Annotated in this window: 9 protein-coding genes and 1 pseudogene; 9 read left to right on the plus strand and 1 reads right to left on the minus strand. The window is 60.4% G+C overall.

Going from position 1 to position 10,958, the window contains the following annotated elements:
* Window positions 1-23 precede the first annotated feature (23 nt).
* From VGU61_RS13585 to VGU61_RS13610, 6 genes and pseudogenes are all read left to right on the plus strand, one after another.
* Window positions 24-404, plus strand: coding sequence for an STAS domain-containing protein (locus VGU61_RS13585; RefSeq protein WP_326859681.1), 381 nt, complete (start codon window positions 24-26; stop codon window positions 402-404).
* A gap of 17 nt (window positions 405-421) precedes the next feature.
* Window positions 422-859 carry an anti-sigma regulatory factor gene (locus tag VGU61_RS13590; RefSeq protein ID WP_326859682.1) on the plus strand — a complete coding sequence of 146 codons (438 nt, stop codon included), beginning with the start codon at window positions 422-424 and terminating at the stop codon, window positions 857-859.
* The gene (locus VGU61_RS13595) at window positions 844-1,872 is read left to right on the plus strand and encodes an ATP-binding SpoIIE family protein phosphatase (RefSeq protein ID WP_326859683.1); all 1,029 of its coding nucleotides are present in this window, start codon (window positions 844-846) and stop codon (window positions 1,870-1,872) included. Before VGU61_RS13590 ends, VGU61_RS13595 begins: the two co-directional genes overlap by 16 nt.
* An 11-nt stretch (window positions 1,873-1,883) precedes the next feature.
* Window positions 1,884-3,647: an ATP-binding protein gene (locus VGU61_RS13600; RefSeq protein ID WP_326859684.1), complete on the plus strand. Its 1,764-nt coding sequence runs from the start codon at window positions 1,884-1,886 to the stop codon at window positions 3,645-3,647.
* A gap of 92 nt (window positions 3,648-3,739) precedes the next feature.
* Complete coding sequence (locus VGU61_RS13605) at window positions 3,740-5,248, plus strand: response regulator (protein ID WP_326859685.1); 1,509 nt, start codon at window positions 3,740-3,742, stop codon at window positions 5,246-5,248.
* Between the two features lie 177 nt (window positions 5,249-5,425).
* Window positions 5,426-6,169, plus strand: a pseudogene (locus VGU61_RS13610) (YoaK family protein); the annotation flags it as partial.
* A 141-nt stretch (window positions 6,170-6,310) separates the two neighbouring features.
* On the opposite strand, the gene VGU61_RS13615 reads toward VGU61_RS13610, so the two are convergent.
* The gene (locus tag VGU61_RS13615; protein WP_326859686.1) at window positions 6,311-7,129 is read right to left on the minus strand and encodes an IclR family transcriptional regulator; all 819 of its coding nucleotides are present in this window, start codon (window positions 7,127-7,129) and stop codon (window positions 6,311-6,313) included.
* A gap of 403 nt (window positions 7,130-7,532) precedes the next feature.
* On the opposite strand from VGU61_RS13615, the gene VGU61_RS13620 reads away from it, so the two are divergent.
* The 3 genes from VGU61_RS13620 to VGU61_RS13630 all read left to right on the plus strand — a co-directional run bounded on the left by VGU61_RS13620 (window position 7,533) and on the right by VGU61_RS13630 (window position 10,632).
* Window positions 7,533-8,726, plus strand: coding sequence for a CoA transferase (locus VGU61_RS13620; RefSeq protein WP_326859687.1), 1,194 nt, complete (start codon window positions 7,533-7,535; stop codon window positions 8,724-8,726).
* A gap of 127 nt (window positions 8,727-8,853) precedes the next feature.
* On the plus strand, window positions 8,854-9,843 hold the full coding sequence (locus VGU61_RS13625) for a tripartite tricarboxylate transporter substrate binding protein (RefSeq protein ID WP_326859688.1): 990 nt from the start codon (window positions 8,854-8,856) through the stop codon (window positions 9,841-9,843).
* Window positions 9,844-9,897: 54 nt separating this feature from the next.
* On the plus strand, window positions 9,898-10,632 hold the full coding sequence (locus tag VGU61_RS13630; protein ID WP_326859689.1) for an enoyl-CoA hydratase/isomerase family protein: 735 nt from the start codon (window positions 9,898-9,900) through the stop codon (window positions 10,630-10,632).
* Window positions 10,633-10,958: the final 326 nt, after the last annotated feature.

Consider the following 10,958-nt stretch of genomic DNA (forward strand, 5'->3'; position numbering starts at 1 on the left):
GAAGCACTCGGACTAAGGCCGTTATGGACCATATCCCCATTCTGAAAATGGGCAGCCTGCTGCTCGTCACCATCCAGGTGGACATGCATGACCGGCTTGCGATGCAGTTGCAGGACGACCTGACCGAACGGATCGTGAAGGATCGTGCAAGCGGCGTGCTGATCGACATATCCGCGCTGGATATCGTCGATTCCTTCATCGGACGGATGATCAGCAACACGGCGTCGATGGCAAAGATACTCGATGCGCGTACCGTCCTGGTCGGCATGCAGCCCGCCGTGGCAATAACCCTGGTGGAGCTTGGCCTCACGCTCGACGGAGTCATTACCGCGCTGAACGTCGACCATGGCATCGAGCTGCTCAAGCGGCCCGGCAGGGCGGGCAATCGCCTGCTTTCTCTTTGATGGCCCCGGCAGTATCAATGTTGCGAGAATTCGATTCAACCAATAAGTCCGTGGACGATACGATCGTGATGCCGCTGCGTAGTGACGAAGACGTCGTGCGCCTTCGCAAGACGGTGCGCGAGTCGCTGGTATCGGTCGGTTTCAGCCTGATCGAACAGACCAAGATGATCACCGCGGCCAGTGAGCTCGCCCGCAATACCGTGACCTATGGCGGCGGTGGCGAATCGCATGTCATCAAGGTGACGCAGGGCAGCCGGCGGGGTGTTCGCCTCGTGTTCATCGATCACGGCCCCGGCATCGCCGATGTCGGCCTTGCGCTCACCGACGGGTATACCACCGGCAGCGGCATGGGCCTCGGCCTGAGCGGCGCCAAGCGGCTGGCCGACGACTTCGACCTGCAAACCGAGGTCGGCAAGGGCACGACCGTCACCATCACGAAATGGAAACTCTTTTGAGCAACGGGCATCATCAGATCGGGCTGCACGTCGGCGAGACGAGCGAGATTGCGGCGGCGCGGCGCGCCGGCAACGATCTTGCCAAATCCCTCGGGTTCAACGAAACCCTGGCCGGCCGGGTCGCGCTTGTGATTACCGAGGCGGCAACCAACATCATCAAACATGCGCAGGCAGGAAAAATCCTTCTTCGCCCGGTGTTCGACAATACCAATCCCGCGTCCGCCGGCGTCGAGATCCTTGCCATCGATTCCGGTCCGGGGATGAGCAATCTCGCCGCCAACATGCAGGACGGGAATTCAAGTGTCGGAACTTACGGCGTCGGGCTCGGCACGATACGCCGCCAGTCGGACGAATTCGATGTCCATACCGCGCCCGGCGCCGGCACCGCGCTCTACATGCTGATATGGAATGATCCCGGCGTCGATCATTCCCGGCGACGCAAGGTCGGCGTGGTCTGCCTGCCGCTGCAAGGGGAGGATGAGTGCGGCGATGCCTGGACCGTGGCGGACACGGCTGACGGATTGACCGTACTGGTGGCCGACGGCCTCGGGCATGGCCCGGAAGCGGCGCGGGCATCGCGTGCCGCGGTTGCGGCAGTCATGCATCGGCCGGACTCCGCGCCGGCGCACCTGATGCACGATCTGCATGACGCCCTGCGCGGCACACGCGGTGCCGCGGCGGCCGTTGCACGCATGGATTTCACGGCCAGGGAGTTGCGATTCGCCGGCGTAGGAAACATTGCCGCTGCCGTGCACGATGGCGATGCCCGACGCCATCTCGTATCGCACAACGGCATCGTCGGCAACAACATGCGTAAGGCGCAGGAGTTTTCCCTCGGGTGGCCGGACAACGCGCTGCTGATCATGCATTCCGACGGCATCGGCACCCGCTGGGACCTGAAAAACTATCCCGGTCTGGCTTCCAGGCATCCCAGCCTGATTGCCGCAGTCCTTTACCGCGATTTCGCGCGTGCAAGAGACGACGCAACCGTGCTCGTCATCCGTGAGCAGTAAGCAATGCGACGATGACAGCACGTATTCTCACCGTCGGCATCAAGGCCGAAATGGATGTGGTGGCGTCGCGCCAGCGGGCACGGCAGATCGCTTCCCTGTGCGGCTTCCCCGCACAGGACCAGGCACGCATTGCAACCGCGGTATCGGAGCTGGCCCGCAATGTGTTCAACTATGCATCGACCGGCAAGGTCGAGTTTTCGATCGAAGGCGGCACTGCGCCACAGGTGCTGCTGATCCGTATCGAAGACAAGGGACCGGGCATCAGGGATCTCGACCTGATCCTTTCGGGGCGCTACCAATCAACGACGGGTATGGGCATCGGTATCGCCGGCGCACGGCGGCTGATGGATCAATGTCACATCGACACCGCACCAGGCAAGGGGACCTGCATCGTCCTCAAGAAGCTGCTGCCCAAGGAGGCGCCGCTTCTTGCCCCCCGTGAGATCGGGGAAATCGGTGCGCGTCTGGCCACGCTGCCGTCCAACATTACCCTGTCCGAAGTGCAGGAGCAAAACAGGGAATTGCTTGCCGCGCTTGCGGAATTGAAGGCGCGGCAGGAAGAGTTGCTGCAGCTGACGCGCGAACTGGAAGACACCAACCGGGGCGTGGTCGCCCTCTACGCCGAACTGGACGAAAAAGCCGGGCACCTGCGGCGAGCCGATGAAATGAAGTCGCGGTTTCTGTCGAACATGAGCCACGAGTTCCGCACGCCGCTCAGTTCCATTCGTGCGCTTTCCAAGCTGCTGTTGAGCCGTGCCGATGGCGATCTGAGCGCGGAGCAGGAGAAACAGGTCGGTTTCATTCTCAAGGGGGCGGAATCGTTGACCGAACTGGTGAACGACCTGCTCGACCTGGCGAAGATCGAGGCGGGCAAGGTCGATGTCCATCCGGTCAGTTTCGAGATCGCCGACATGTTCAGCGCATTGCGCGGCATGCTGCGCCCGCTGCTGGTGAGCGATTCGGTGGCGCTGGTTTTCGAGGTGGCGCCGGACGCCGGCGTCCTTTACACCGATGAGGCCAAGGTGTCGCAGATATTGCGCAATTTCATTTCCAATGCGTTGAAATTTACCGAAGCCGGTACTGTCAAGGTGACGGCGGAGCGCCTGGCCGATGGAGAATCGATGCGGATTTCGGTGTCGGATACCGGGCTGGGCATCGCACCGGAGAACCAGCAGATCATCTTCGAGGAATTCAGCCAAGTTGAAAACCGGCTGCAGAACCGGATCAAGGGTACCGGACTCGGATTGCCGCTCTGCCGCAATCTGGCGCGGCTGCTCGGCGGCGAGGTAGGCGTCGAAAGCGTTCCGGGCCAGGGCTCGACGTTCTGGGTGGTGCTGCCAGCGCGCTACGCCGGCATGCAGGTCGACGCGGAGCCAGAGGCCGAGGAACTGCAACGGCCCCGCGATCCGGAGAAGATTCCGGTGCTGGTTGTGGAGGATAATCAGCAAGTCAGGATGCTCTATGAGAAATTTCTCGATGGCACGGAATTCTGCGCGGTCGCGGCGCGCAATTTGCGCGAAGCGGACGAATGCTGGATCACCCATGAACCCGCTGCGGTCATTTTGGATATCATGCTCGTCGGCACGGATTCGTGGCGCTGGCTGGCCGAAATGAAGAACGATGACCGGCGCAGCAAGGTGCCGATCATCGTGGGCACCGAGGTCGACGACCGTCGCAAGGGTTTTTCGCTTGGCGCGGATGCTTATTTCGTCAAGCCGGTGTTCCAGGACGAACTGATTGAGACGCTGCGCAAGCTCACGGGGCGGGCGGAGTGATAGATTGATAAAAGCACAAAAGTACTTGTCCGGACCAACCCGAACCGGACGATGCGCGCGACGCCGGTGTGCAGCTGCGGCAAGAACTAATGATGACAACCACTTCCACTGATTCCCTGATTTTGAATGTCGACGATAGCGAGGGCGCTCGCTATGCGAAGACGCGCACGCTCACGCGGGCGGGTTTCAGGGTCATCGAAGCGGCCAGCGGCGGTGAGGCGCTCGAGCGCGCCGAGAACGAACTGCCCGACCTGGTATTGCTCGATGTGAAATTGCCGGACATCAACGGCTTCGAAGTATGCCGGCGTCTCAAGGACAATCCAAGGACGCAACCTATCCTTGTCCTGCAGACGTCCGCTTCCTACATCGGCGTCTCCGACAAGATTCGGGCGCTGGAGGGCGGGGCGGACAACTATCTGTTCGAGCCGATCGAACCGGAAGAGCTGGTGGCCAACGTCAGGGCGCTGCTGCGTCTGGGCCGGGTCGAGCGCGAACTGCGTGAAATGGACCGGCGCAAGGACATTTTTCTCGCCACTCTCGCGCACGAACTGCGCAACCCGCTGGGCCCGATCCGCAACTCGGTGGAAATGCTGCAACGGCTCGACCCTTACGTGCCGGAGGTGCAGGAAAATGCACGCCAGACGATCATCCGGCAGACCAACCACCTCGTCCATCTGGTCGATGATCTGCTCGACGTGGCACGCATCACGCAAGGCAAGATCGTGCTGCGCGAAGAGCCGGTCGAACTCAAGACCTTCATCGACGCCGCCATCGAAACCACCAAGCCGATTCTCCAGTCGCTGCAGCATGTGCTGACGCTGGAACTGCCATCCAACGCGGCATGGATCAACGGCGATTCGGTCAGGCTGGCGCAGGTGGTGGGCAACCTCCTGCACAATGCCGCCAAGTTCACTCCGGCCGGCGGCAGCCTGAACCTTACCGCAAGCCGCGAAAACAATGGCATCCGCATTTCCGTGACCGACAACGGCATCGGCATCGATGCCGAGGACGTCAGCTCGATATTCGAACTTTTTACGCAAGCCGGACACGCGCCGGATCGCGTTCAGGACGGATTGGGCATCGGTCTGTCGCTGGTAAAAGCCATCGTCGAATTGCATCGGGGCTCCGTCACGGTGACGAGTCCCGGCCAGGGATTGGGAAGCACGTTCAACCTGTGGCTGCCGTTGCTTGCGGATACGTCATACGAAACCGGTGCCGCCGCGATGAACGAATCGAAAAATGCCGGCCGCCGCGTGCTGATCGTCGACGACAACCGGGATGCGGCCGACATCCTCGGCGCGCTGGTCGAACATGAAGGGCATACCGTCCAGATCCGTTACAACGGCACCGACGCGATCGCCTGCGCGCGCACTTTCCTGCCCGAAGCGGTGTTCCTCGATATCGGTCTGCCCGACATGCCGGGCTACGACGTCGCGGTGGCGCTGCGGCAGCTTCCGGGCATGGAGAATGCCACCCTGATTGCGCTCACCGGATACGGACAGGACAAGGATCGCTTGCTTACCTCGGAAGCCGGATTCAACCGGCATGTGGTGAAGCCGATCGATTTCTCGACGCTGTCGAAGATGCTCAACGGCGCATGAAGTGTTGGCTTGGCGCGGCTGGAAGGTGGCTGGCTGATTATTGAAAACGCCGGCACATCGCTTCTCCGCTGCCATCATAAACCGATGCTGTTGCCCTGAAAAACGCTAGAATCTGCGGAAGCATGGGGCCTGCCGCCCCACCAGCACTTTTGATTGATCATCGAGGTATTCCCAGTCATGCCGGTGCCTTACTTGCGTTCGCTTACGGCTGCCGAGCGCAGCCAGAAGGCGAATCAACATCTAGCTGCCTATCTGGCGTTTATCGCGGGTGCTGCCAATGCGGGCGGCTTCCTTGCATTGAACCAATACACATCCCATATGTCGGGAATCGTCTCCGCCATGGCAGACAACATCGCCCTTGCAAACATTTCGCTGCTGCTCGATGGGTTAGGCGCCCTGGTATCGTTCATAGCCGGATCGGCAGCGTCGGCAATCCTCATCAACTGGGCCGGGCGCCGGGAACTGCGCAGCAAATATGCAGCACCACTGCTCCTCGAGGCCGCACTGCTGGTGTGTTTCGGGCTGCTTGGCGCTAATCTTGAACAGCGCGAATGGCTGTTCGTGCCCCTGACGATTTCCGTGCTGTGTTTCGTGATGGGCCTTCAGAACGCGATGGTCACTAAAATTTCCCGATCCGAAATTCGAACCACGCACATAACCGGCATGGTCACGGACATCGGGATCGAATTGGGGAAATTGTTGTACTGGAACGGCGGCGATCAACATACCGGCCAGCCGCGCATCGTTGCGAACCGCGCCAAATTGATGCTGCTGAGCGTCCTTGTCGGCCTGTTTTTCGTCGGCGGAATTATTGGCGCGCTCGGCTTTAAACACATCGGTTTTTCTTCGGTTTTACCGCTTGCGGTCATCCTGGCAGTGCTTGCGCTCGTGCCGGTCAGCGACGACATACGAAACCGGCTCCAGGGCCTCAAACCCTGAATCCACGGTTGCTGGTGGTCGCCACTATCCGTAGAGCGGTTTTCAAGAATTGGGTAGTGCTGCGTAAAAAATCGATGAGATGAATTCCAGTATGCCTTTCGCCGACGACCAACCTGGCCGGAATCAGCTGTGGTCGGCAAGGACCGCCTCGTCGATTTCCCCATTCAGCCGTTTCTCGATGACTTCCGCTTCCCGTTTCAGGGCCGCAGCGAGCTGATGTTCCCTCGACGTGATCCGCTCCGATAAGGCGGCGATGCTGAGTGCCGCCACCGGACGTCCGTTGCGGTCTTTCACTGCGACGGCGACGCCGCTGATCTGCGGCACGACAGCGCCGACCAGCAGGGCGTAGCCGTCGCGTTTCGCCGCTTCGATACTGTCCTTCAGCAATTGCGGATTGATGCGGGGATACTGGGAAAGGCGGGGCGGGATCTGCAGCAATGCGGCCTCGCACTCGGCATCCGTCATCGCCGCCAGCAGGCTGATTCCGCCCGAGCCGACACCCAGGGTGCGCCTGCTGCCGAGCTGTTGAAAATTCGCCTGGATCGGATAGCTGCCGGACTGCACATCGACGCAGACGGTTTCCACGCCGCTGAGCGCCGCCAGGATGCTGGTGTCGCCGAACTGATTCGCCAGGCGCGTGAGGCTGGGCCGCGCGACCATTCTCCAATCGGTGCGCTCATGCGCGCATAGCCCGATGCGGGCAATCTCCGGTCCGAGCATGTATCGCTTGCTTACGGGATCGCGGCTGACCAGGTCTTCCTTGATCAGGGCGTCGAGCACCCGCATCGCGGTGGATTTCTCGAAGCCGCAATACTGCGCGATGTCGGTCAGGCGGGAGTTTCTCGGGTCGGTCATCGCCTTCAATATGCGGCACGCCTTTTCGATGGCGCCGGTCGACGAGTTCATTTCCCGGTCAGCTGCGGCTGATTTGTGGTCGGACATGCGGTCACCTTTGAAAACGCTGTTGAGCCGCCGTGGCGATCATAACCCCCTCGGCGGAATACAGGATGTTGCTCATTATATATACCGCCAACGAGATGTAGTTGCGTACAACGCAACCAAAATGGAAGTGCTCCGACCGATACGCCGATTCCTTGACGGCGAGCGAGCATTTTCCCGTTGCAGGGCATCATTTTGAACGGTAATATCTTTTTCGAAAACGACAAAATGCTTGTTGCGGTGTACGCAACTCGAAACTGCTTTGTCCATATTGCTTCATCGCGAGTCTGCGAAGGAACAGCCATCTAAACAGGCATCTCCGGAACAGCCGTAACTGCGGCAATACATCGACCAACAAAAACAGAGGCAGGCAACATGCGGCATGCACGGTGGCGGAGGAAATGCAGTGGTCGATGATCTGATGAAGCCCTATCAGGGCATCAAGGTGCTTGACCTCAGCCAGGGCATTGCCGGCCCGTCGGCGGCCGGCATTCTTGCCAGGCAGGGTGCGGAAGTCCTCAAGATCGAGCCGTTCTCCGGAGACTGGTCGCGCCTCATGGGCGGAGGCAGCGACGGGATGACGCCGATGTCGGTTTCGTCGAATCTGGGTAAAAAGTCCGTCTGCATCGATGCCACGACGGAGGACGGCGCGGCACTGCTTCTTCGCATGATCCGTGAATCCGATGTCGTCCTGGAAAGTTTCCGGCCCGGCGTCATGCACAAGTTCGGCCTGGACTATGACACTGTCGCCGCCGTCAATCAACGCATTGTCTATCTGTCCGTGTCGGGCTTCGGTCAGGACGGGCCGTCCCGGAATCTGCCGGGCGCGGATTCCGTTGTGCAGGCAATGAGCGGCATGATGGTGATGAACCGGGATGCCGAAGGCAATCCGCGGCGGGTGGGGATGCTGGTGGTCGACGCGGCCGCCGGTGTCTACGCAGCGCAATGTGTCGGCGCCGCGCTTTTTGCACGGGAACGTACCGGGCGGGGAAGATATATCGATCTCACGCTGCTGTCGGTGGCGGCGGCGCTGCAGTCGGTGCCGGTGATCGACGACTTCGTTCACGCCGGCGCTGCCAAGCCGCCTGTGACCGTTCCATCTGGAACCTTCCGTACCCGCGACGGCCTTGTGAATCTCACCGCGCTTCGCGACAAGATGTTTTTCGCCCTGGCGCGGGTCATCGGCCATGCTGAATGGGAGACTCATCCAGACTACGCGACGAATCAGCTTCGCCTGATCCATGCCGCCGAGATCAACGCACAGATCCAGGCGGCGCTGTTGAACAACGACACCCGGTACTGGGTAGAGCGTTTTCAGCAGGAGGACGTACTGTGCGCGCCGGTACTGGACTACACCGCGTTCCGCGCCCATCCACAGGTGCTGCATCAGGGCGCGTTCCATCAGATTTGCCAGCCCGGCATGGGCAGCATTCCCGTGCCGGCATTGCCGGGGATCGATGCCGCCGATCCGGTTTATGCAGCGCCTTTTCTCGGGGAGCACACGGAAGAAGTTCTACGGTCGCTCGGCATGCAACCGGAGGAGATTGCGCAGTTGGAAGAAGGGCGGGTTATTTATATACGTCGTGGACCGAAGCAATGAGCGTATCAGGCACGACGGCATGAAACGAATCGAGGCTGGATGGCTTCGCCAGGACAAGATCACCAATAAGACAAAACTCCAAGCAAATAAATAAGCGGCTCACATAAACACTAATCAGGAGACAACAATGACATCGAATCGCGCCCCAAACCGCATTTATCGCAAACGCTTTGCGTTCGCCGCGCTGCTATGCAGCTTACCCTTGCTGGCATACGCGCAGACTTACCCGACCAAGCCGGTCAAGGTGGTGATTCCGTATCCGCCGGGCGGCCCGACAGACATACTGGGGCGCATCGTCGCGCAGGGACTGAGTGCGAAGCTGGGTCAGCAGTTCGTGGTGGAGAACAAACCCGGCGCCAGCGGTATGATCGGCGCGGACCTGGTCGCCAAAGCCCCGGCTGACGGCTACACGCTGCTTGTAAATGCCTCCCTGCATGTGATCACGCCAAGCTTGTTTGCGAAGATGACGCATGATCCGATCAAGGACTTTGCGCCGATCACCCAGATCGCACAGGTGCCGCTCGTGCTCGTGGTGAATCAGCAGAACCCCGCCAGGTCACTGAAGGATGTGATCGCCCAGGCGAAGGCGCAGCCGGGAAAACTGGCATATGCCTCATCGGGCAACGGCACGGCGCCGCATCTCGCCGGCGAAGCGTTCAAGATGGCAACCGGCGTCGACGTTCCGCATGTACCCTACAAGGGCAGCGCCCCGGCGCTCGCCGATATCATTGGCGGCCACGTCACCTACATGTTTGACTCGCTGCCGTCGAGCACCAGTTTCATCAAGCAAGGAAGCCTGCGTCCGCTGGCCGTCACGACAAGCAAGCGGGTAGGTTCCCTTCCCGATGTGCCGACAGTTGCCGAATCCGGCATTCCGAATTTCGACATCAGCACATGGTATGGCGTCTGGGCACCGGCCGGCACCCCGAAAGACATCCTGCGCAAAGTCTCCAGCGAGATCAGCAGCATCCTGAAGGACCCGGAGGTCGCCAAGCGGCTCGCTTCGATGGGCTCGGACCCGGTCGGCAGCACGCCGGAGGAATTCGATGCCTATGCACGATCCGAGCAGGTGAAGTTCGACCGCATCGTCAAGGCGTCGGGCGCCAAGGCGGAGTGAGGTTCATGTTCCGGCAAGCCAATCCCTGTCGCTGCCGCCTTTTTTGAACTCGATATGACAGACACAAGTTTCGACACCCTCCTGCTGTCGCGGCAGGATGCAATCGCTACGATTACCCTTAACCGGCCATCAGTGCGCAACGCATGCAATGCGCAAATGTGCAGCGACCTGATTGCCGCCGCATCGCTCCTTGCCGGGGATGCGACGGTACGGGTCGTTCTTGTCCGCGGAGCCGGCAAGGCGTTTTGCGCCGGACTGGACCTCAAGGAGCAGCAGGGACTGGCGCCTTCGGAAAGACTTGCGCGCCGGGTGCATGGCTTCACCGCTTATGCCGCGATCGAACGGATTCCGCAGGCGGTAATCGGGATCGTGCACGGTCCGGCATTCGGATCCGGATGCGAGATTGCCGGCGCATGCGACTTCGTGCTGGCCAGTTCGGATGCGACATTCTGCTATCCGGAAGTGGCGCGTGGCATCGTCGGCGCGACGCAGCGCCTGCCGCGTCTGGCCGGCATGCGAATGGCGAAGGAATTGCTGTTCACCAGCAGGGTATTCGATGCCGCCGAGGCAAAGGAAATCGGTCTCGTCAATCATGTCTACAAGCTGGAAGATCTTGATGTCGCCGCCGCTGACATGGCGCGGCGGATTGCATTGGCCGATCCGCAAACGCTTCGGTTGACCAAGCGTTGCGTGGAGCAGGGACTGGAAACGACACGCGAAGGCGCAATGGCGCTGGAACTGCTGTCGATCGAAGAAAGTCTTCGCAATACCGGGTCGGAAAAATCGTAATGCATGGCGGGTGAAACAAGCCGTAGTTAGACCGGTATCACGGCGGCTTTGGTTTTGTCTGAGTATCGTTTCCTGCATGCAATCGGCGCTTCCCAAGCCGATGAACAGGTGTGACAGGCTGTTGGATGGCCGCTTCGTAATCCGTTTTTCAGCAGTTGATCAGAGCAGCACAAGCAATATTTCAAAATAACAAGGAGACAGCATGAAAATCAAATCCAGATTCATTGCAGCCGCAGCGATGCTTCTTTGCGCCGGCAGCATCCACGCACAACAATCCGGCACGGCGCGCGTGTCCGATGATGCGGTGCGCATCGGCCTGCTGCTCG

The sequence above is a fragment of the Noviherbaspirillum sp. genome (assembly GCF_035944575.1).
Classification (GTDB): Bacteria; Pseudomonadota; Gammaproteobacteria; order Burkholderiales; family Burkholderiaceae_D; genus Noviherbaspirillum.